Raw genomic sequence first — 19824 nt, 5'->3', positions numbered from 1 at the left:
AGTGTGGTCGATCAGGGCCGCCAGCTGGGCCCGCGTGGGTTGGCTCGCCAACTAGAACCCTGCTGCCGGGCCGCCGGTGTTGATGCGTTCGGTCGGACGCTCAGTCGGGGGCTGGCCGAAGGGGCCTTGGTTGCCGGGACGGGCCCATGTCGACGGGCCCTCGTTCGGTGGTCCTGGTGGGCCCTGTGGGTTCGTCACCCAACCGATTCTGCCCTATCCACCTGAGCAAAGTCGGAGCGGTTGCGCAGCACCGCGATGCTGTCCCGGGCCGCGGCGACCCGGTCGACGTCGATGTCGGCGACCACGAGCTGCGGCTCGGCGCCGGCCGAGGCGACCACCTCGCCCAGCGGTGAGGCCACGAGGCTGCCGCCCACCCCCAGCGGCGCGCCCGACCCGGAATCGGTCAGGGCCGCGCCGGGATCGGCCTGACCGACCGCGGCGACATAACTCATCGAATCCAGTGCGCGGGCCCGGGCCAGCAGCGTCCACTGCTCGAGCTTGCCCGGCCCCGAGCCCCAGGACGCGCAGGCGACGATCAGCTGGGCACCGCGGCGGGCCAGCTCGGTGTAGAGCGCCGGGAAGCGGATGTCGTAGCAAATGCTCAATCCCACCCGGACGTCGTCGACGTCGACCACCACCGGTTCGTGGCCCGGTGCGACGGTGCGCGACTCGGCGAAGCCGAAGGCGTCGTACAGGTGGATCTTGTCGTAGCGGGCATCGGGCCGGTTGGGGGTGCCCGGCCCGGCCACGATCAGCGTGTTCTTCACCCGTCCGTCGCCGGACGGGGTGAACATGCCCGCGATCACGGCGATCCCGGACTCGGTCGCGATCGCGCGCACCCCATTCGCCCAGGGCCCGTCGACGGGCTCGGCGATCGGAGCCAGGGGGACGCCGAACCGGCACATGGTCGCCTCCGGGAAGGCCACCAGCACCGCACCCGCGTCGGCGGCCCGGCGGGTGTTTTCGCGGACCAGCTCGAGGTTCGTCGCCGGATCGCTGCCACTTTGGATCTGCGCCAGCGCGATTCGCATGGGCGCCAGCTTAGGCGCGGTGACGATGCGCGGCTCAGGCGCTCTGGGCGATCCACTCCGCGGTCAGCCGTTGTTCGCGGCTCACCAGCTCGTCCAGCTGGGCGCCGATGAGCCGCTCCACCTTGCCGCCGATGATCGGGATCCGCACCTGGACGGTGATCCGGGAGGTGAGCCGGGCGCCGCCGGTGTCGGAGATCGGCGCCAGTTCCCCCGGTCCCGACACGTTCACCGGGGTGTCCAGGATGGTGACCGCGATCGAGCCCGTGGCGGTGCCGTCGACGAGCGGACCCCAGGTTTCCTTGCGTCTGATGCAGATGTCGCCCCGGTGCAGCTGCTTGACGACGGCGTGCAGGTTGTGGCTGCGCACCACCTGCAGCGTGACCACCTCGACGGTGCCGTCCTGTCCGGACTCTCCGCCGACCCGCATCGACTCCAGCCTCGCCTCGTCGACGGGAATGTCAGCCAGCCTGGCCCGCCAGTACCCCTCCTCCAGGAAAGCGCGGTGGACCTCTTCGACGCTCTCCTCGTACTCGGCCGACAACTCGAATGAATGCGGCATAGCTGGCCAGGCTACCGTTACGGGCCATGAATTCGAGCGGTGCCGGTGCGCTCTTCGCCGGCGCGCGTGTCGATGAGGCGGTGCCGCTGGCGCCGTTGACCACCTTGCGGGTCGGGCCGGTCGCGCGACGCCTGATCACCTGCGCCAGCACCGATCAGGTGGTCGCCGCCCTGCGTGAGTTGGACTCCGAAGCCCGGGCGACGCCGGTGCTGGTGTTTGCTGGCGGGTCCAACCTGGTGATCGCCGACACGTTGAGCGACCTAACCGCGGTGCGCCTGGCCAACGACGGCATCACGGTCGACGGCAACGTGGTCCGCGCCGAGGCGGGCGCGGTCTGGGACGACGTGGTGGTCGAGTCCATCGAGCACGGCTTGGGCGGGCTGGAGTGCCTGTCGGGCATCCCCGGGTCGGCCGGCGCCACGCCCGTGCAGAACGTTGGAGCGTACGGGGCGGAGGTGTCCGACACCATCACCCGGGTGCGGGTGCTGGATCGCGAAAGCGGTGAGGTGCGCTGGGTGCCGGGCGACGAACTCGGCTTCGGTTACCGCACCAGCGCCTTCAAGCAGGCGTCCCATGCGGGGCGCGAAATCCCTTGGCTGGTACTGGAAGTGGAGTTCGCACTGGACCCGTCGGGCCGCAGCGCGCCGCTGCGCTACGGCGAGCTGACGGCGGCGTTGAACGCCACCGCCGGCGAGCGCGCCGATCCCCAAGCCGTGCGCGAGGCGGTGCTGATGCTGCGGGCGCGCAAGGGCATGGTGCTCGACGCGAGCGACCACGACACCTGGAGCGTGGGTTCGTTCTTCACCAACCCCGTGGTGGCTCCGGAGGCCTACGAACGGCTGGCCCGCGACGTCGAGGGGCCGGTTCCGCATTACCCGGCGCCGGACGGGGTCAAGCTGGCGGCGGGCTGGTTGGTGGAGCGTGCCGGCTTCGGCAAGGGCTATCCGAACGACGAAGCGGCACGTTGCCGGCTTTCGACCAAGCACGCGCTTGCCCTGACCAACCGCGGCGGGGCCACCGCAAACGACGTCATCGCGCTGGCCCGCACGGTGCGTGACGGAGTCCATGCTGTGTTTGGCATCACACTGGAACCGGAGCCTGTCCTGGTCGGCTGCAGGCTGTAGCGGCTAATCCCCTGTGATTGCGCGTCGGCGCCGAATTGTCGTGGCGCCGTTGGGGTCTATTCTCCCGGTATCTTTAGATGTCGTGAGCACATCCAGTACCCCGCCGCCGGTTAACCGGCGCTTGGCCCTGGCGGCCCTCGGGCTCGGCGTGTTCGCCCCCAGCGTGTTGGCCGCCTGCGCGGGCACCGCGGCCAAGCAAGCCGAGACCAAGAAGGAGCCGCCGGCGCCCCAGCTGAAGTTCCAGCCGGCGGACGCCGCCTCCGACGTGGTTCCGATCTCGCCGATCAGCGTCCAGGTCAGCGACGGCTGGTTCCAGAAGGTGGCGTTGACGAACTCGTCGGGCAAGGTGGTCGCCGGATCCTTCAACGCCGACCGCACCGTCTACACGACCACCGAGCCCCTGGGCTACGACGCGACCTACACCTGGAGCGGTTCGGCCGTCGGCCACAACGGCAAGGCGATCCCGGTGACCGGCAAGTTCACCACCGTGACGCCGAGCAAGAAGATCGGCGGGGCCTTCCAGTTGGCCGACGGCCAGACCGTCGGGGTCGCCGCGCCGATCATCATCCAGTTCGACGCGCCGATCAGCGACAAGGCCTCCGTCGAGAAGGCACTCACCGTCACCACCACGCCGCCCGTCGAGGGCAGCTGGGCGTGGCTGCCCGACGAGGCGCAGGGGGCGCGCGTGCACTGGCGCCCGCGCGAGTACTACCCGGCGGGCACCACGGTCAACGTCGACGCCAAGCTGTACGGGCGGCCGTTCGGTGACGGCGCGTTCGGCGCCGACGACATCTCGCTGCGCTTCCAGATCGGCCGCAAGCAGGTCGTCAAGGCCGAGGTTTCCTCGCACCGCATCCAGGTCGTCACCGATGCCGGCGTCATCATGGACTTCCCCTGCAGCTACGGCGAGGCCGACAAGGCGCGCAACGTCACCCGCAACGGCATTCACGTGGTGACCGAGAAGTACGCCGACTTCTACATGTCCAACCCGGCGGCGGGCTACACCAACGCCCACGAGCGCTGGGCGGTGCGGATCTCCAACAACGGCGAGTTCATCCACGCGAACCCGTCGAGCGCGGGCGCGCAGGGCAACAGCAACGTCACCAACGGCTGCATCAACCTGTCGACCTCCGACGCCGAGCAGTACTACCGCACCGCGATCTACGGTGACCCCGTCGAGGTGACCGGCAGCTCGATCCAGCTGTCCTACTCCGACGGCGACATCTGGGACTGGGCCGTGGACTGGGACACCTGGGTGGCGATGTCGGCGCTGCCGCCCCCGACGGCGCACCCGCCGGCCACTCAGATCCCGGTGACCGCGCCGGTCACCCCGTCGAACGCCCCGACGCTGTCGGGCACGCCCACTTCTTCTCCGACGACCACCACGCCTTCGCCTAGCCCCGGCGGTTAAACCGCGTCGCGCTGGCCTGGTCGCGCGGCTTCATGACGATCAGGTCGAGGTCGACGTGGGACGGCCGCGAGGCGACGAACCCGATTACCTCGGCGACGTCGGCGGCCGTCAACGGCGTCAGCCCGGCGTACACCGCGTCCGCGCGCTGTTCGTCGCCGTCGAAACGGACCAGCGAGAACTCGGTTTCGACCGCGCCGGGGGCAATCTCCGTGAGCCGCACGGGTTTTCCGAGTAGCTCGCCGCGCAGCGTTCGGTGCAGCGCGCCCTGGGCGTGTTTGGCCGCCGTGTAGCCGGCGCCGCCGTCGTAGGTCTCCAGCGCCGCGACCGAGGTGACCGTGACGATCAGGCCGTCACCGGATTCGACCAGCTTGGGCAGCAGCGCGCGGGTGACGCGCAGCGTGCCCATCACGTTGGTCTCCCACATCCACCGCCAGTGCTCCAGGTCGGCCTCGGCGACGGGTTCGAGACCCCAAGCGCCACCGGCGTTGTTGACCAACATGTCGACCCGGCCGAGCTTGTCCGCCAGCGCTTGCACCGCCGCATCGTCTGTGACGTCGGCCACAACGCCGGTCCCGCCGATTTCGTCCGCCAGCGCGTTGATCCGATCCGCGCGGCGCGCCACAGCGACCACGTGAAAGCCAAGGGCCGCAAGGGTTTTGGCGGTCGCCTCGCCGATCCCGGAGCTGGCGCCGGTGACCACCGCGACCCGTCGTTGCCCCCCAACTGCGTTCATCGGAATAACTCTAATAAACGTGCTAAATTCTCGGGGTGCACCTCAGCGCCCTGTTCGACAACACCGCCGCGTGTCTTTGCGCGGCGAGTGCGTGTTGTTGCCGCGCACTTTGCCGCTCCTGACCTTTCAGGCGTGGCCGAAGCCGGCCATTCGAACTCGGACAAAGGAATCTCGTGCGCACGACTACTCTCACCCACACTCATTCCCCCAGCCGCAAGGCACCCCTCCGGTTGCACCGCCAGATCCTGCCCCCGGCGCTGCACATCTCTGATTCGGCGGCGGCTTCCGTCTTCCGGGCCGTCCGGTTGCGTGGCCCGGTCGGCCGTGACGTCATCGCCGGCGTCACGTCGCTGAGCATCGCCACCGTCAACCGCCAAGTCATCGCGCTGCTCGACGCCGGGCTGTTGCGCGAGCGCGCCGACCTGGCCGTATCCGGGGCCATCGGACGCCCACGCGTGCCGGTGGAGCTCAACCACGAACCGTTCGTCACGCTCGGCATCCACATCGGGGCGCGCACCACCAGCATCGTGGCGACCGACCTGTTCGGACGCACGCTGGACACCGTCGAGACCCCGACGCCGCTCAGCGCCGCCGGGCCCGCGCTGGCGTCGCTGGCCGAGAGCGCCAGCCGGTACCTGAGGCGCTGGCACCGGCGCCGTCCGCTCTGGGTCGGGGTGGCGATCGGTGGCACCGTCGACAGCGCCACCGGCCACGTCGACCACCCGAGGCTGGGCTGGCGGCAGGCGCCGGTGGGCCCGGTGCTGGCCGACGCGCTCGGACTGCCCGTCTCGGTGGCCTCGCACGTCGATGCCATGGCCGGCGCCGAGCTGCTGCTCGGCCTGCGGCGATTCGCGCCGAGCTCACCGACCAGCCTCTACGTCTACGCCCGCGAGACCGTCGGCTATGCGCTGGTGATCGGCGGACGGGTGCACTGCCCGACCAGCGGCCCCGGCACCATCGCGACGCTGCCCGCCCACTCCGACTTGCTCGGCGGCGCCGGACAGCTGGAGTCCACCGTCAGCGACGAAGCGGTGCTGGCCGCCGCGCGCCGGCTCAAGATCCTTCCCGGCGTCGCCCCGGCGACCCGCATCAACGGGTCCGCGACCGCGATGACCGACCTACTGCGGGTGGCTCGGGCCGGCAATCAGCAGGCCAGGGAGCTGCTCGCGGAGCGGGCGCGGATCCTCGGCGAGGCGGTCGCCCTGCTGCGCGACATGCTCAACCCCGACGAGTTGGTGGTCGGTGGGCAGGCCTTCACCGAGTACCCCGAGGCGATGGAGCACGTGGAGGCGGCGTTCGCCGCAAACTCGGTCCTGGCACCGCGCGATATCCGCGTCACCGCCTTCGGCAACCGGGTGCAGGAGGCGGGGGCCGGGACGGTGTCGCTGGGCGGGTTGTACGCCGATCCCCTTGGCGCGATGCGGCGCGCCGGGGCGCTGGACGCTCGGCTGCGGGACGTCGCCGCCGACGAGACGTCCGCTTAGCGCGAACGGCGCGCTTGGGTCGGGTCGCGGCCCGTCCTGTAAAAGAGGCCGTGGGCCGCGGAGCGGGCCGTCCTGTAAAGATGAAAGGGTGCGGCACGACGACGTCCTCCGGCTGAACGGCCCGCGCCGGGTTGCAGTGTTGGCGGTGCACACCTCACCGCTGGCACAGCCGGGGACCGGCGACGCCGGCGGCATGAACGTCTACGTGCTGCAAACCGCGCTGCACCTGGCCCGCCGCGGCATCGAGGTGGAGATCTTCACCCGGGCCACCGCGTCGGCCGATCCGCCGGTCGCCCATGTGGCGCCCGGCGTGCTGGTCCGCAACGTGGTGGCGGGGCCGTTCGAGGGCCTGGACAAGTACGACCTGCCGACCCAGCTGTGCGCGTTCGCGGCCGGGGTGCTGCGCGCCGAGGCGTCGCACGAGCCGGGCCACTACGACATCGTCCACTCCCACTACTGGCTGTCCGGGCAGGTCGGCTGGCTGGCCCGAGACCGCTGGGCGGTGCCGCTGGTGCACACCGCGCACACGCTCGCCGCGGTGAAAAACGCGGCCCTGGCCGACGGGGATGCGCCCGAGCCGCCGCTGCGCACGGTGGGGGAGCAGCAGGTCGTCGATGAGGCGGACCGGCTGATCGTCAACACCGAAGACGAAGCGCGGCAGTTGATTTCGATTCATCACGCCGACCCGGCCCGCATCGATGTGGTACATCCCGGTGTGGATCTGGACGTGTTCCGCCCGGGCGATCGCCGCGCCGCGCGGGCCGCGCTCGGCTTCCCGCCCGACGAGGACGTGGTGGCCTTCGTCGGCCGGATCCAGCCACTGAAGGCGCCCGACATCGTGCTGCGCGCCGCCGCGAAACTGCCCGGGGTGCGCATCGTGGTGGCCGGCGGCCCGTCGGGCAGCGGCCTGGCCTCCCCGGACGGGCTGGTTCGGCTGGCCGGCGAACTCGGCATCACCGACCGGGTCACGTTCCTGCCGCCGCAGTCCCGCGGTGACCTCGCGACGCTGTTCCAGGCCGCCAATCTTGTTGCGGTGCCTAGCTATTCGGAGTCGTTCGGGCTCGTCGCCCTGGAGGCGCAGGCGTGCGGCACCCCGGTGGCTGCCGCCGCGGTCGGCGGCCTTCCAGTGGCCGTGCGCGACGGGATCTCCGGCGCCCTGGTGGCCGGACACGACGTCGGCGACTGGGCGGACGCCCTGGATCGGCTGCTGCGCCTGCCCCCGCCGCAGGCCGACGCGATGGGCCGTGCGGCCGCCGCGCACGCGGCCACCTTCTCCTGGGACAACACCACCGACGCGCTGCTGGCGAGCTATCGGCGCGCGATCGGCGACTTCACCGCCCTGCGCCAGCGCCGGTTTCGCGACCGGGCCTCGATGCGCAAGCCCCGCCGTTGGGCGACGCGTCGCGGGGTGGACGCGTGAATACGACGGTTCAGGCCGTGATCGAGCACACGCTGCGGGCGAGCGGGCTGGCCTACTCGGAATTCCCCGGCGCGCACGGCGGCCTGCCGGGCCTGGTGGTGGAGTTGCCCGGCGAGCGCAAGCTCAAGACCAACACCATCCTGAGCGTCGGCGAGCATTCGGTGCGCGTGGAGGCGTTCGTGTGCCGCAAGCCCGACGAGAACCACGAGGGCGTGTACCGGTTCCTGCTCAGGCGCAATCGCCGGCTGTACGGGGTCGCCTACACGCTGGACAACGTGGGCGACATCTACCTGGTGGGCCGCATGTCGCTGGCGTCGGTCGATGCCGACGAGATCGACCGGGTGCTCGGCCAGGTGCTCGAGGCGGTGGACTCGGACTTTAACACGTTGCTGGAGTTGGGTTTTCGCTCATCCATCCAGAAAGAGTGGGAGTGGCGGGTGTCTCGCGGAGAGTCGCTGAAGAACCTGCAGGCGTTCGCGCATCTCATTGACGACGACGACTCCGACGACCAATAGCGCCGCGTGAGAGACTTTCCGGCATGGGAGACACTGCCACGCTGGTGCTGCTCCGCCACGGCGAGAGCGACTGGAATGCCCTCAACCTGTTCACGGGCTGGGTCGACGTCGGGCTGACCGAGAAGGGCCGGGCGGAAGCGGTCCGAAGCGGCGAGCTGATGACCGAACACGGCCTGCTGCCCGACGTGCTCTACACCTCGCTGCTGCGGCGCGCCATCACCACCGCGCACCTGGCGCTGGACACCGCCGACCGGCTGTGGATCCCGGTGCGGCGCAGCTGGCGCCTCAACGAACGCCACTACGGCGCGCTGCAGGGCCTGAACAAGGCCGAGACCAAGGAGCGTTACGGCGAGGAGCAGTTCATGACCTGGCGGCGCAGCTACGACACGCCGCCGCCACCCATCGAGCGGGGCAGCAAGTTCAGCCAGGACAGCGACCCCCGCTACGCCAACATCGGCGGCGGCCCGCTGACCGAATGCCTCGCCGACGTGGTGGCGCGTTTCCTGCCGTATTTCACCGACGTCATCGTCCCCGATCTGCGGACCGGCAAGACGGTCCTGATCGTCGCGCACGGCAACTCGCTGCGGGCCCTGGTCAAATACCTCGACGAAATGTCGGACGAAGAGATCGTCGGGCTGAACATCCCGACCGGGATTCCGCTTCGCTACGACCTTGACGCGAACATGCGGCCGGTCCTGCCGGGCGGGACCTACCTGGACCCGGAGGCGGCCGCGGCCGGCGCCGCCGCCGTTGCCAGCCAGGGGCGCGGCTGAGTTCGTCCGCGCCCACCGGCAGCTTTTAAAGGCCTCTTCGCCAAACATCGCGTAAACGGCAGCGGAACACCTGTTGCGTAGGGTGTGACTTGTCCGATTTTGGCCGCGCTCCGCTAGGGCGGCGTTCACCAAATTTGTAGGATTTTGTTGTGACTGTGTTCTCGGCGCTGTTGCTGGCCGGGGTCTTGTCAGTGCTGGCACTGGCCGTAGGTGTTGCGGCCGGAGTCCGGCTGGCGCCGCGGGCGGTCGAGCGCCGTCAGCAATCCACCACCGAATGGACGGGCATCACGGTCGCGCAGATGCTGCAACGCATCGTCGCGCTGATGCCGCTCGGAGCCGCGGTGGTGGATTCGCATCGCGACGTCGTCTATCTCAACGACCGGGCCAGGGAATTGGGCCTGGTTCGTGATCGGCAACTCGACGACCAGGCCTGGCAGGCCGCGCAGCAGGCGCTCACCGGCGTCGACGTCGAGTTCGACCTGCGGCCGCCCAAACGCGCCGCGGGCCGCTCCGGCCTGTCGGTGCACGGGCAAGCACGGTTGCTCAGCGAAGAGGACCGCCGGTTCGCGGTGGTGTTCGTCCACGACCAGTCCGACTACGCCCGGATGGAGGCCACCCGGCGCGATTTCGTGGCCAACGTCAGCCACGAGCTCAAGACCCCGGTGGGCGCCATGGCGCTGCTCGCCGAGGCGCTGCTGGCGTCCGCGGACGACTCGGAAACCGTTCGCCGCTTCGCCGAAAAGGTGCTCGTGGAAGCCAATCGACTGGGGGACATGGTCGCCGAGCTGATCGAGCTGTCCCGGCTGCAAGGCGCCGACCCGTTGCCGAACGTCACCGACGTCGAGGTCGATACCGTTGTGTCCGAGGCAATTTCGCGCCACAAGGTGGCCGCCGAGAACGCCGACATCGAGATTCGCACGGACGCGCCCAGCGGCCTGCGGGTGCTGGGCGACGAAACGCTGCTGGTGACCGCGCTCGCCAACCTGGTGTCCAACGCGATCGCCTATTCGCCCCCGGGCTCGCCGGTGTCGATCAGCCGTCGGCGCCGCGGCGACAACATCGAGATCGCCGTGACCGACCGCGGAATCGGCATCGCGCTGGAAGACCAGGAACGCGTCTTCGAGCGGTTCTTCCGCGGCGATAAGGCCCGCTCGCGGGCCACCGGCGGCAGCGGGCTGGGGCTCGCGATCGTCAAACACGTTGCGGCCAACCACAACGGCAGCATCGGCGTGTGGAGCAAGCCGGGAACCGGATCGACGTTCACGCTGTCGATTCCGGCCTACCAGGACGGCGACGAGGAACCCGAGCAACCGCGGGGTCGTGAGGTGCGGCCCAACCGGTCACAACGAGAGGAAGAATTGAGTAGATGACGAGCGTGCTGATCGTGGAGGACGAGGAGTCGTTGGCCGATCCTCTGGCATTCCTCCTGCGCAAGGAGGGCTTTGAGGCCACGGTCGTGACCGATGGACCCGCAGCACTCGCCGAGTTCGATCGCGGCGGCGCCGACATTGTGCTGCTCGACCTGATGCTGCCGGGCATGTCCGGCACCGACGTGTGCAAGCAGCTGCGCGCCCGTTCCAGCGTGCCGGTGATCATGGTGACCGCCCGCGACAGCGAGATCGACAAGGTCGTCGGCCTCGAGCTCGGCGCGGATGACTATGTCACCAAACCCTATTCGGCGCGCGAACTGATCGCCCGGATCCGCGCGGTACTGCGCCGCGGCGGCGACGACGACTCCGAGATCAGCGACGGTGTCCTTGAGTCCGGGCCGGTCCGGATGGACGTCGAGCGCCATGTCGTCTCCGTCAACGGTGACACGATCACGTTGCCGCTTAAGGAATTCGACCTACTCGAATACCTGATGCGCAACAGCGGGCGGGTGCTGACCCGCGGCCAGCTGATCGACCGGGTGTGGGGTGCGGATTACGTCGGTGACACCAAGACACTCGACGTGCACGTCAAGCGCCTGCGCTCGAAGATCGAGGCCGACCCGGCCAACCCGGTGCACCTGGTCACGGTGCGCGGGTTGGGATACAAGCTCGAGGGCTAACCGCTCGCGTCGCCGCCCACCGCCACGAGTGTGCATTCAGGACGGTCGAGTGTGTACCGGGGGCGGGGATCGTGCGTTCAGGGCGCCCAGGACGCACACGCAACTAGCGCGCGCCGACGATTTCGTCGGCCACCCCGAGCGCCAGCGCCATGATCGACAGCTGCGGGTTCACCTCCGGGCAGCTCGGCAGGATCGACGCGTCGGCGACCCAGACGCCGTCCACGCCGCGCAGCCGCCCCGTCTCGTCGACCGGGCACCGCTGCTCATCGCGGCCCGCCGCCGCGGTCCCTGTGGGGTGGAAGGCGGCCAGGTGCAGGCTTCGGGCGTCGCTTCGCCCCAGCGCGTCGCGCAGCGCGGGCAGCGACGCCACGGTCGTCGCGCCGGGCAGGCCGGTGAGCACCTCGACGGCGCCGGCGGTGAACAGCAGCCGGCCCATGGCCTCGATCGCAACCATCAGCTTGGCGGCGTCGCCCCGGGCGAGGTTGTAGCGCACCAGCGTCTCGCCGCGCACCGAGGACACCGAGCCGACGCCCCGATCGGCCACCATCGCCCCGAACGTCGCGACCTGGGGCGCGCGGTCCAGCCAGCCGAGCAGCTCGGCGCCGTAGCCGGGGTAGACCATCGAGCCCATCCCCGGCGGCGTGGAGGTTGCTTCGATCAGCACACCGTGGGACTCGTGGAACTCGTGGACGGCCGCGCTCTGCAGCACCCCGTGCCAGGCGACGACGTCGTCGTCGAACCGCCCGGCCAGCATCATTGCCGGGTGCAGCGCGAGGTTTCGGCCGAGGCGGGGGTGTGCGCCAAAACCGCTGCGCCGCAAGAGCCCCGGCGTCTCGGTGGCCCCGGCCGCGACGACGACGGTGTCCGCAAGGACGTCCAGCGCCGTGCCGTCGGGCCGGCGGGCCCGCACGCCGCGGGCGCGTCCGTGCCGGTGCAGCACCCGCTCGACGCGGGCGTGCGAGATGATCCGCGCCCCCGCGGCACATGCCTGCGGCAACGCGTTGAGGTGCACGCCAAACTTGGCGTTTCGCGGGCAGCCGATCGCGCACTGGCAACAGCCTTCGCAGCCCGGTGCGTTGCGCGGGATCGGCGCCGCTCGCCAGCCCAGCGTCGTCGCGGCGTCCAGCAGCAGGCGCCCGTTGCGGCCCATGATCCCCAGCGGCACCGGCGCCACCCGCAGCGTGCGCTCGACGTCGTCGAGGCGCTCGGCCAGCCGGTCCGGATCGGCCAGGTGCAGGCCGAAGTCCTCGCTCCAGCGCCGCACCACGCCGGCCGGCGGCCGGTAACACGTGCCGGAGTTCACCACGGTGGTGCCGCCGACCGCCCGACCGATGGGCAGCACCACCGAAGGGCGCCCCAGCGCGACGGTGGCGCCCGCGCCGCGGTACAGGCCGGCGTAGCGGTCGATCGGGTGGGTGCTGCGGAACTCCTCGACCGTCCAGCGGCGTCCCTCCTCGAGCACGACGGTGTCGAGGCCGGCCCGCGCCAATGTGCGGGCCGCCATCGCGCCGCCGGCGCCGGACCCCACGATGACGGCGTCGGCGGCGACGATGGAGGGGCTCTCGGTCGACGGGGTGACGGTCAACGGCGCATCGGGACGCGCGATGTCGTGTCGCTGCGCACGCGAAAGGAGCTCCGGCGCATAGGTTTCCGCGCCGTTGGCGAGCAACACGACCGCCTTCATGGCCTCGACCGCCGCGCCGGCGTCGGGGCCGAGCGCCGCGACCCGCCGCAGCACCCGGTCCCGTTGGCCGGCGTCGAGCCGCGACAGTGAGCGCCCGCTGGTGAGGTAGCTGGCCGCGGCGACCGAGAGCAGTCCGGCCCGCACGGCCCACCGGGAGGTCGCGGGCAGCCGGTTCAGGTAGCGGTCGACGCGCTCGACGAGCTGGGCCGGTGCCGGGCCGCCGCACTCCTCGGGGAGCAGCGCGGCGCCGAACGACGCGGCGAGACGGCTCATACGATGCGTCCGAGCCGGCGCCCCAACTTGATGAAGAACGGATAGGTGGCGAAGATGGCGCCCGCCGCTGCGTGCAGCGGCCAGCCCGCCCGCGCCGTGTCGACGCCGAAAACGCCGCTGTTCCACATGAAGTCGCGCCCGTTGCGGGCGCGGAAGGGCCGCCACAGCACTCCGAGGCCGGGCACGTTGTTGTAGAGCCCGAACGAGCCGCCGAAGAAGATCCCGAGCGTGGCGGCCTCGGCCAGATCGCGGCGGTCGGCGGGAAGTTGCCGCTCGATGAGCACTCCGGCGGCAAACAGCAGGGGCGGGTCCAGAGCAAAACTCACGTGGGGATCCTTTCGTTGATCTCCGGGGCGTCGGCGCCGCGCAGCCCGACCTCGGCATGCCCGGTTCCCAGCACCGACCAGCGCCGGTCGTCGAACTCGATGTGGATGTCGGCCTGCTCGGTGTTCGTACACACTGCGCGGCCGCCGTCGGGGTCGGTGTAGCCCAGGCTCACGCACCTCTCCGGCGGTTGGTCGACCCGGATGAGGACCCGGCGACCGCCGATGCGCCCCTCCAGCTGCCAGTGCCGCACCCCCAGCGTCGTGCGGATCCGCAGCGACGGCAAAGGGCCTGTGGGCCAATCTTTTCCGTCGATGCGGAAGCGGACGAACGCCATCGGCGCGAGCCTGCGCAGCCCCGGTTTGTGGGAGACGGCCGTGACCGCTTCCATGACGTCGCCGTTACCGAGGTCGGCGTGAATCCATCCCCAGCGCCGGGCGTTGCCGTGCCCGTAGATGTGGGCGACGCCGCCGCGCCAGCCGTCGACCTGCACCGTGGCGTCGGCGACGGTCAATGACCCGGCGAACTCGGCGGTCGGCGCCAGGACCACCTGGGCGCCCGGCAACAGCTCGCGCTCCCAGGCCGCGCGCGGGAACGTCCACAGCGGCGTGCCGGCGTCCTTCCATGACAGCTCCCACGCCAGCGATCCGGCGTTGCCGGCCAGCCTTTCGTGGGACGCGCGCACCCCGGCCGCGTCGAACCAGGCAGCTCCCGCCGCGGGCGACGTGGGTTCGGGGCCGAACCGCTCGGTGCGCGGCGGGCCGTCGGGCGCGAACCAGGTCGCCCAGCCGTGCGCGTAGGGGGCGTCCGCCGCGTGCAGCGGGGCCACCGTCTCGCAGTGGATCCACAGCCCGGCGTGGGTCGCCGCGTCCGACAAGGTGGCGTACCAGACTTCCAGGCGGCCGGCCTTGCCCCGCCAGCGCGGGGCCGTGGCCGATCGCATCTCGTCGTCCATGTGTTCACCTCCGGTTCGGACGCGCCGGTGGGCATGATGCCCCGCGCCCGGTTCGTCCACTATATTGGATGAGCCAATGAACCAGTCAAGTGCGCTGCAGCCGCCGGATCGACAGCGGGTAGACGAACAGATCGCCGCGTCGATCGCCGACGCGATCCTCGACGGCGCCTTTCCGCCCGGATCCTTGCTGCCTCCCGAGCGGGACCTGGCCGAGCAGCTCAACGTGAACCGCACGTCGCTGCGGTTGGGCCTGGCCCGTCTGCAGCAGATGGGCCTCATCGAGGCGCGGCACGGCAGCGGCAACGTAGTGCGCGACCCCGAGGCGCTCACCCACCCCGCGGTGGTGGAGGCGCTAGTCCGCAGGCTCGGACCGGAGTTCCTGGGCGAACTGCTGGAGATCCGGGCGGCGCTGGGCCCGCTGATCGGCCGGTTGGCCGCCCAGCGGGGAGCGCCGGAGGACGCCGAGGCGCTGCGCGCGGCGCTGGCGGCGGTGGCCGACGCCGAGGGCGCCGCGGCGCTGCAGGCGGCCGACGTCGCATACTTCCGGGTGCTCATCCACGGCAGCCGCAACCGCGCGCTGGGTTTGATGTATCGCTGGGTCGAGCACGCGTTCGGCGGCCGCGAGCACGAGCTCACCGCCGCCTATGAGGACGCGGCCCCGGTGGTGGCCGACCTGAGGGCGATCACCGACGCGGTGCTGGCGCGCGACGCCGAGGCGGCGGCCGCGGCGGTCGAGGGCTACTTAAACGCGAGCGCGCTGCGAATGATGTTGGCGTACAAGAAAACTCACGAGGCCTGAGCCGCGGCTTCGGCTACTCGGCGACCCGGGTGGCCGGGTGCACCGCGATGAGCCCTAACTTGCTGCGGCGCTTGCACATTGCCGCCAGCTCGGCGTAGGCCTTGTTCCCCAGCAGCTCTCGGAGCTCGTCGGCCATGCTTTCCCAGACCTGCTTGGCGCCCACGTGGGCGCCCGGATCGCCGGTGCAATACCAGTGCAGGTCCGCGCCGCCGGAGCCCCAGCCGCGGCGATCGTATTCGGTGACCCAGGTTTTGAGGATTTCGGTGCCGTCGGGCAGGGTCACCCACTCCTGGCTGCGCCGGATGGGCAGCTGCCAGCAGACGTCGGGCTTCATGGTCAGGGGAGCCACGCCCAGCTTGAGGGCCTTGGTGTGCAGGGCGCATCCCACGCCGCCGGCGAAGCCGGGCCGGTTGAGAAAGATGCAGGCGTCCTTGTGCTTGCGGGTGCGGTACTGGGGCTGGCCGTCGTGCTCGTCGAGCTCCAGATAACCCTTGCGGCCCAAGCCCTTTTCGCGGAACTGCCAATCGTCGTCGGTCAGCGTCTTGACCGCGTCGTCGAGCCGCGCCCTGTCGTCGTCGTCGGACAAGAACGCGCCGTGCGAGCAGCACCCGTCGTCCGGGCGGCCCTCGACCGTGCCGCGGCAGGCCGGGGTGCCGAACACGCACGTCCAGCGCGACAGCAGCCAGGTCATGTCGGCCGCAATCAGGTGCTCGGGGTTGTCCGGGTCGTAGAACTCCACCCATTCACGGGCGAAGTCCAATTCGACCTCTTGACCCGGTTGCGGCTGTGGATCTGCCATTTGATCAACGTTAGTCCACGATTCCGCCTGGTGACGCCGCTGACACACGGCTGCCCTCCGCGGCGCCCCCCCTGCAGCCCGACTAGGTCGATTGTCGGCTTCCTCCTCGCGCCACTGCGCGGCGCGCATCGTCACCCGACTAGGTCGATTGTCGGCTTCCTCCTCGCGCCACTGCGCGGCGCGCATCGTCACCCGACTAGGTTGTTTCTGTGCGGTTAGGTGTGCTCGACGTGGGCAGCAACACGGTCCATCTGTTGGTGGTTGACGCCCACCGTGGTGGGCATCCGACACCCATGAGTTCCACGAAGGCCACGCTGCGCCTCTCCGAGTCCATCGACAGCTCGGGAAAAATCACCAAGCGCGGCGCCGACAAGTTGGTCTCGACGATCGAAGAGTTCGCCAAGATCGCGGACAGCTCCGGCTGCGAGGAGCTGATGGCCTTCGCCACATCGGCGGTCCGTGACGCCGAGAATTCCGACGACGTGCTGTCCCGGGTGCGCAAGGAGGCCGGCGTCGAGCTGGAGGTGCTGCGCGGCGTCGACGAGTCGCGCCTGACGTTCCTGGCGGTGCGCCGCTGGTACGGCTGGAGCGCCGGGCGAATCATCAACCTCGACATCGGCGGGGGCTCGCTGGAGTTGTCCAGCGGTGTCGACGAGGAGCCCGAGGTCGCGCTGTCGTTGCCGCTGGGCGCGGGGCGGTTGACCCGCGAATGGCTGCCCGACGACCCGCCCGGGCGGCGCCGCGTGGCGATGCTGCGCGACTGGCTGGACGCCGAGCTCGCGGAGGCCTGCGAGACGGTGCTGGACGCCGGCGCCCCCGATCTCGCCGTCGCCACGTCGAAGACGTTTCGTTCGCTGGCACGGCTTACCGGGGCGGCGCCGTCGGCGGCCGGGCCGCGGGTGAAGCGGACGCTGACAGCAAACGGCCTCAGACAACTCATATCTTTCATCTCTAGGATGACGACCGCTGACCGGGCTGAATTGGAAGGAGTGAGCGCCGAGCGGGCACCCCAGATCGTGGCGGGCGCCCTGGTGGCCGAGGCGAGTATGCGAGTGCTGTCGATCGACGAGGTGGACATTTGCCCGTGGGCGTTGCGGGAGGGTCTCATCTTGCGAAAACTCGACAGCGAGGCCGACGGAACTGCACTCGTCGAGACTTCGGTGCGCGATGCTGGAGGTCAGAAAGCTGATCGGAACGCCAACCGATCGAAGGGCGACAAATCATGAGCGGACCACACTCCGAGACCGAGAGCCCTGGCACTCGGCCGATCTCGGTGGCCGAACTCCTGGCCAGGAATGGAACGATCGGCGAACCGTCGGTCACCCGGCGGCGCCGCCGTCGGCGCGGCGACAGCGACGCCGTCACCGTCGCCGAACTGACCGGTGAGATCCCCGTCATCCGTGACGACGAACTCGAACCTCCGGCCAGCGCAACGGTCCAGACCGCCGAGCAGGTTACCGAGGATCAGTCCAAAGCCCCGTACTGGTCCGAACCCGAGCCGCGGTGGCCCAAGTCGCCGCCCCAGCCGCAACGGCTGACGGGGCCCGAGCGCAGCGAATACCCCCGACCCCTGCGGCACGCCGACGTGCCCGCCGACCGGACCGGTCAGTCCGGCGCAGAGGGTATGAGCCCGGACCCGGTCGACCATTACTCCGACATCCCGGTGGACGTGATGGACTCCGAGGTGCGCGAGGCCGAGCCGGCGTCCGAGGATTCCGCCTTCGTGCGCTCCTACCTGCAGTCGGATTCCACGCTGTTCGGCGGGCAGACGCTGGCGGACGAGGCCGCCCGGCGCCGCGGCGCCGAGCGGGGCGCGGACGCGCTCGCCGAAGAAGAACGCGACGACGACCGCCTCGGCATCGAGGCCGAGCGCGCGCATGAGGCACCCGGCAGGCTGCAGGCGTTGTGGCGCGGAACGCTGATCGTGTTGCAGTCGATGCTGGCCGTCGCGTTCGGCGCCGGGCTGTTTGTCGCGTTCGACGAGCTGTGGCGCTGGAACAGCATCGTGGCTTTGGTGCTTTCGGTGCTGGTCATTCTCGGCCTGGTGGTCGGGGTCCGGGTGGTCCGCAAGACCGAGGACATCGCCAGCACGCTGATCGCCGTAGCGGTCGGGGCCCTGATCACCCTGGGACCGTTGGCGCTGTCGTTGCAGTCGGGCTAGGCGCCACCCACCGACAGTGCGCCCAGCCATCAAAGTCGGCCTATCGACGGCCTCGGTCTATCCGTTGCGGGCCGAGGCCGCCTTCGAATACGCGGACAGGCTGGGGTACGACGGCGTCGAGCTGATGGTCTGGAGCGAATCGGTCAGCCAGGACATCGCCGCGGTCAAGAAGCTGTCCCGGCGCTATCGCGTGCCGGTGCTGTCCGTGCACGCGCCCTGCCTGCTGATCTCGCAGCGGGTGTGGGGCGCCAACCCGATCCCCAAGCTGGACCGCAGCGTGCGGGCCGCCGAAGAGCTCGACGCCCAGACCGTCGTCGTGCATCCGCCGTTCCGCTGGCAGCGCCGCTACGCCGAGGGGTTCAGCGACCAGGTCGCCGCCCTGGAGGCGTCCAGCGACGTCAAGGTCGCCGTGGAGAACATGTTCCCGTTCCGGGCCGACCGGTTCTTCGGGTCCGGCCAGTCGCTGGAACGGATGCGCAGGCGGGGCGGCGGACCAGGCCCGGCGATCTCGGCGTTCGCGCCGTCCTACGACCCGCTGGACGGTAACCATGCGAATTACACGCTCGACCTGTCCCACACGGCGACCGCGGGCACCGATTCGCTGGACATGGCTCAGCGGATGGGCGAGGGCCTGACCCACCTGCACCTGTGCGACGGCAGCGGCCTGCCCGCCGACGAGCACCTGGTGCCCGGGCGCGGGACCCAACCCACCGCCGAGGTGTGCCAGATGCTGGCCGGCGGCCGCTTCGCCGGCCACGTGATCCTTGAGGTGTCGACCTCCAGCGCGCGTTCGGCGCTGGAGCGGGAAGCCATGCTCGCCGAATCGCTGCAATTCGCGCGCACCCACCTGCTGCGGTGACCGACGGCAGACCACCCAGGAGAACATGAACGCCTTATTCACCACCGCAATGACATTGCGGGAGGCCGGCCCCGGCGTGTACGAGGGCGAGCTCGACAAGCACTGGACGATCGGGCCCAAGGTGCACGGCGGCGCGATGCTCGCGCTGTGCGCCAACGCCGCGCGGACCGCGTGCGGCCGGGGAACCGACGGCCCTGAACCGGCCGCGCAACCGGTGGCCGTGTCCGCGAGCTTCCTGTGGGCGCCGGACCCGGGGCCCATGCGGCTGCTGACCTCCTTCCGCAAGCGCGGCCGGCGGATCAGCGTCGTCGACGTCGAGCTCATGCAGGGCGAGCGCACCGCGGTGCACGCCGTGGTCAACCTCGGCCAGCCCGAGCACTATCCGCCCGACGGGTCGCACGCGCCGCTGCTGTCGGCTAACCCGGTCGCCGACCTGATGGCACCCGAGCCGCCCGACGACGCCGAGCCGATCGGCCCGGGCCACCCGCTGGCCGGCCTGGTGCACCTGGGCGAAGGCTGCGACGTGCGACCGCTGCTCTCGACGATGCGGCCCCGCAACGGCCACCCGCCGGTGATCCAGATGTGGGCGCGCCCCCGCGACGTCGCCCCGGACGCGCTCTTCGCGCTGATGTGCGGGGATCTGTCGGCGCCGGTGACGTTCGCCGTGGACCGCACCGGCTGGGCGCCCACCATCCAGCTGACGGCCTTCCTGCGTGCCCTGCCCGCGGACGGCTGGCTGCGAATCATCGCCACTTGCGTGGAGATCGGCCACGACTGGTTCGACGAGGACCACATCGTCGTCGACCAGCTCGGCCGCCTGGTGGTGCAGGCGCGCCAGCTGGCGTTGGTCCCTGCCGCTCGCTAGCGCTC

The 19824-nt window shown here is 70.5% G+C and carries 20 protein-coding genes and 1 pseudogene; 13 read left to right on the top strand and 8 right to left on the bottom strand.

The genetic code is table 11. The features are described 5' to 3' along the window. Positions 1 to 63: 63 nt before the first annotated feature. The 3 genes and pseudogenes from A5706_RS33985 to A5706_RS02210 form a co-directional block, all read right to left on the bottom strand. Positions 64 to 198 (bottom strand): annotated as a pseudogene (locus tag A5706_RS33985) (DUF2993 domain-containing protein); the annotation flags it as partial. Beyond that, positions 195 to 1031, bottom strand: coding sequence for a carbon-nitrogen hydrolase family protein (locus tag A5706_RS02215; RefSeq protein ID WP_068126597.1), 837 nt, complete (start codon positions 1029 to 1031; stop codon positions 195 to 197). The gene A5706_RS02215 and the pseudogene A5706_RS33985, both read right to left, overlap by 4 nt. 34 nt (positions 1032 to 1065) lie before the next feature. Beyond that, on the bottom strand, positions 1066 to 1590 hold the full coding sequence (locus A5706_RS02210) for a DUF2505 domain-containing protein (RefSeq protein WP_068126594.1): 525 nt from the start codon (positions 1588 to 1590) through the stop codon (positions 1066 to 1068). Positions 1591 to 1616: 26 nt separating this feature from the next. On the opposite strand from A5706_RS02210, the gene A5706_RS02205 reads away from it, so the two are divergent. Then, the gene (locus tag A5706_RS02205) at positions 1617 to 2714 is read left to right on the top strand and encodes a UDP-N-acetylmuramate dehydrogenase (protein ID WP_068126592.1); all 1098 of its coding nucleotides are present in this window, start codon (positions 1617 to 1619) and stop codon (positions 2712 to 2714) included. A 40-nt stretch (positions 2715 to 2754) separates the two neighbouring features. Further along, a complete protein-coding gene (locus A5706_RS02200) occupies positions 2755 to 4125 on the top strand; it encodes an Ig-like domain-containing protein (RefSeq protein ID WP_156766921.1) in 1371 nt (456 codons plus the stop codon). Here the strand turns inward: A5706_RS02200 and A5706_RS02195 are convergent. Beyond that, a complete protein-coding gene (locus A5706_RS02195) occupies positions 4109 to 4858 on the bottom strand; it encodes an SDR family oxidoreductase (RefSeq protein ID WP_068126588.1) in 750 nt (249 codons plus the stop codon). The two genes, A5706_RS02200 and A5706_RS02195, sit on opposite strands and share 17 nt — an antisense overlap. A 173-nt stretch (positions 4859 to 5031) precedes the next feature. On the opposite strand from A5706_RS02195, the gene A5706_RS02190 reads away from it, so the two are divergent. The 6 genes from A5706_RS02190 (at position 5032) to regX (ending at position 11100) form a co-directional block, all read left to right on the top strand. Beyond that, positions 5032 to 6342, top strand: a complete 1311-nt coding sequence (locus tag A5706_RS02190; RefSeq protein WP_068126587.1) for an ROK family protein — start codon at positions 5032 to 5034, stop codon at positions 6340 to 6342. Positions 6343 to 6430: 88 nt separating this feature from the next. Further along, a complete protein-coding gene (gene mshA, locus A5706_RS02185; RefSeq protein ID WP_068126585.1) occupies positions 6431 to 7762 on the top strand; it encodes a D-inositol-3-phosphate glycosyltransferase in 1332 nt (443 codons plus the stop codon). Then, positions 7759 to 8277, top strand: coding sequence for a YbjN domain-containing protein (locus A5706_RS02180; RefSeq protein WP_068126603.1), 519 nt, complete (start codon positions 7759 to 7761; stop codon positions 8275 to 8277). Before mshA ends, A5706_RS02180 begins: the two co-directional genes overlap by 4 nt. 23 nt (positions 8278 to 8300) lie before the next feature. Next, a complete protein-coding gene (locus A5706_RS02175; RefSeq protein ID WP_068126582.1) occupies positions 8301 to 9050 on the top strand; it encodes a phosphoglyceromutase in 750 nt (249 codons plus the stop codon). 149 nt (positions 9051 to 9199) lie between these two features. Then, positions 9200 to 10420 carry a cell wall metabolism sensor histidine kinase WalK gene (locus tag A5706_RS02170; protein ID WP_142282078.1) on the top strand — a complete coding sequence of 407 codons (1221 nt, stop codon included), beginning with the start codon at positions 9200 to 9202 and terminating at the stop codon, positions 10418 to 10420. Continuing rightward, a complete protein-coding gene (gene regX / locus A5706_RS02165) occupies positions 10417 to 11100 on the top strand; it encodes a two-component sensory transduction protein RegX (RefSeq protein WP_046187060.1) in 684 nt (227 codons plus the stop codon). The genes A5706_RS02170 and regX overlap by 4 nt, the downstream gene beginning before the upstream one ends. Positions 11101 to 11203: 103 nt before the next feature. On the opposite strand, the gene A5706_RS02160 is transcribed toward regX, so the two are convergent. From A5706_RS02160 to A5706_RS02150, 3 genes are read right to left on the bottom strand one after another with little or no spacing between them, the layout of a single operon-like run. After that, positions 11204 to 13057 carry a GMC family oxidoreductase gene (locus A5706_RS02160; RefSeq protein WP_068126580.1) on the bottom strand — a complete coding sequence of 618 codons (1854 nt, stop codon included), beginning with the start codon at positions 13055 to 13057 and terminating at the stop codon, positions 11204 to 11206. Further along, positions 13054 to 13383: a hypothetical protein gene (locus tag A5706_RS02155; RefSeq protein WP_068126578.1), complete on the bottom strand. Its 330-nt coding sequence runs from the start codon at positions 13381 to 13383 to the stop codon at positions 13054 to 13056. Before A5706_RS02155 ends, A5706_RS02160 begins: the two co-directional genes overlap by 4 nt. After that, positions 13380 to 14336, bottom strand: a complete 957-nt coding sequence (locus tag A5706_RS02150; protein ID WP_068126576.1) for a hypothetical protein — start codon at positions 14334 to 14336, stop codon at positions 13380 to 13382. The genes A5706_RS02155 and A5706_RS02150 overlap by 4 nt, the downstream gene beginning before the upstream one ends. Before the next feature lie 76 nt (positions 14337 to 14412). On the opposite strand from A5706_RS02150, the gene A5706_RS02145 reads away from it, so the two are divergent. Further along, positions 14413 to 15135, top strand: coding sequence for a FadR/GntR family transcriptional regulator (locus A5706_RS02145; RefSeq protein WP_068126574.1), 723 nt, complete (start codon positions 14413 to 14415; stop codon positions 15133 to 15135). A 13-nt stretch (positions 15136 to 15148) separates the two neighbouring features. Here A5706_RS02145 and A5706_RS02140 read toward each other — a convergent pair whose 3' ends face one another. Further along, complete coding sequence (locus A5706_RS02140) at positions 15149 to 15934, bottom strand: hypothetical protein (protein WP_068126572.1); 786 nt, start codon at positions 15932 to 15934, stop codon at positions 15149 to 15151. Positions 15935 to 16143: 209 nt separating this feature from the next. Here A5706_RS02140 and A5706_RS02135 point away from each other — a divergent pair, with 209 nt between their 5' ends. The 4 genes from A5706_RS02135 to A5706_RS02120 are packed head-to-tail and all read left to right on the top strand — an operon-like array spanning position 16144 to position 19819. Further along, the gene (locus A5706_RS02135; protein WP_068126571.1) at positions 16144 to 17160 is read left to right on the top strand and encodes a Ppx/GppA phosphatase family protein; all 1017 of its coding nucleotides are present in this window, start codon (positions 16144 to 16146) and stop codon (positions 17158 to 17160) included. Beyond that, positions 17157 to 18095, top strand: coding sequence for a hypothetical protein (locus A5706_RS02130; RefSeq protein ID WP_068126569.1), 939 nt, complete (start codon positions 17157 to 17159; stop codon positions 18093 to 18095). Before A5706_RS02135 ends, A5706_RS02130 begins: the two co-directional genes overlap by 4 nt. Positions 18096 to 18111: 16 nt before the next feature. Continuing rightward, positions 18112 to 18954, top strand: a complete 843-nt coding sequence (locus tag A5706_RS02125; RefSeq protein ID WP_068126567.1) for a sugar phosphate isomerase/epimerase — start codon at positions 18112 to 18114, stop codon at positions 18952 to 18954. A 25-nt stretch (positions 18955 to 18979) separates the two neighbouring features. Beyond that, complete coding sequence (locus A5706_RS02120; RefSeq protein WP_068126565.1) at positions 18980 to 19819, top strand: thioesterase family protein; 840 nt, start codon at positions 18980 to 18982, stop codon at positions 19817 to 19819. The last annotated feature ends 5 nt before the right edge of the window (positions 19820 to 19824 follow it).

Source organism: Mycobacterium sp. E796, assembly GCF_001672815.1.
In the GTDB taxonomy this organism is placed as follows: Bacteria; Actinomycetota; Actinomycetes; order Mycobacteriales; family Mycobacteriaceae; genus Mycobacterium.
The sequence above is the reverse complement of the archived record's forward strand: the minus strand, read 5'-3'. Positions and strand labels throughout refer to the sequence as shown.

Coding starts and splice junctions, on each gene's coding strand:
- regX (WP_046187060.1), top strand. CDS start 10,417: ATGACGAGCGTGCTGATCGTGGAGGACGAGGAGTCGTTGGCCGATCCT.
- A5706_RS02215 (WP_068126597.1), bottom strand. CDS start 1,031: ATGCGAATCGCGCTGGCGCAGATCCAAAGTGGCAGCGATCCGGCGACG.
- A5706_RS02175 (WP_068126582.1), top strand. CDS start 8,301: ATGGGAGACACTGCCACGCTGGTGCTGCTCCGCCACGGCGAGAGCGAC.
- A5706_RS02160 (WP_068126580.1), bottom strand. CDS start 13,057: ATGAGCCGTCTCGCCGCGTCGTTCGGCGCCGCGCTGCTCCCCGAGGAG.
- A5706_RS02120 (WP_068126565.1), top strand. CDS start 18,980: ATGAACGCCTTATTCACCACCGCAATGACATTGCGGGAGGCCGGCCCC.
- A5706_RS02210 (WP_068126594.1), bottom strand. CDS start 1,590: ATGCCGCATTCATTCGAGTTGTCGGCCGAGTACGAGGAGAGCGTCGAA.
- A5706_RS02150 (WP_068126576.1), bottom strand. CDS start 14,336: ATGGACGACGAGATGCGATCGGCCACGGCCCCGCGCTGGCGGGGCAAG.
- A5706_RS02145 (WP_068126574.1), top strand. CDS start 14,413: ATGAACCAGTCAAGTGCGCTGCAGCCGCCGGATCGACAGCGGGTAGAC.
- A5706_RS02130 (WP_068126569.1), top strand. CDS start 17,157: ATGAGCGGACCACACTCCGAGACCGAGAGCCCTGGCACTCGGCCGATC.
- A5706_RS02205 (WP_068126592.1), top strand. CDS start 1,617: ATGAATTCGAGCGGTGCCGGTGCGCTCTTCGCCGGCGCGCGTGTCGAT.
- A5706_RS02195 (WP_068126588.1), bottom strand. CDS start 4,858: ATGAACGCAGTTGGGGGGCAACGACGGGTCGCGGTGGTCACCGGCGCC.
- A5706_RS02140 (WP_068126572.1), bottom strand. CDS start 15,934: ATGGCAGATCCACAGCCGCAACCGGGTCAAGAGGTCGAATTGGACTTC.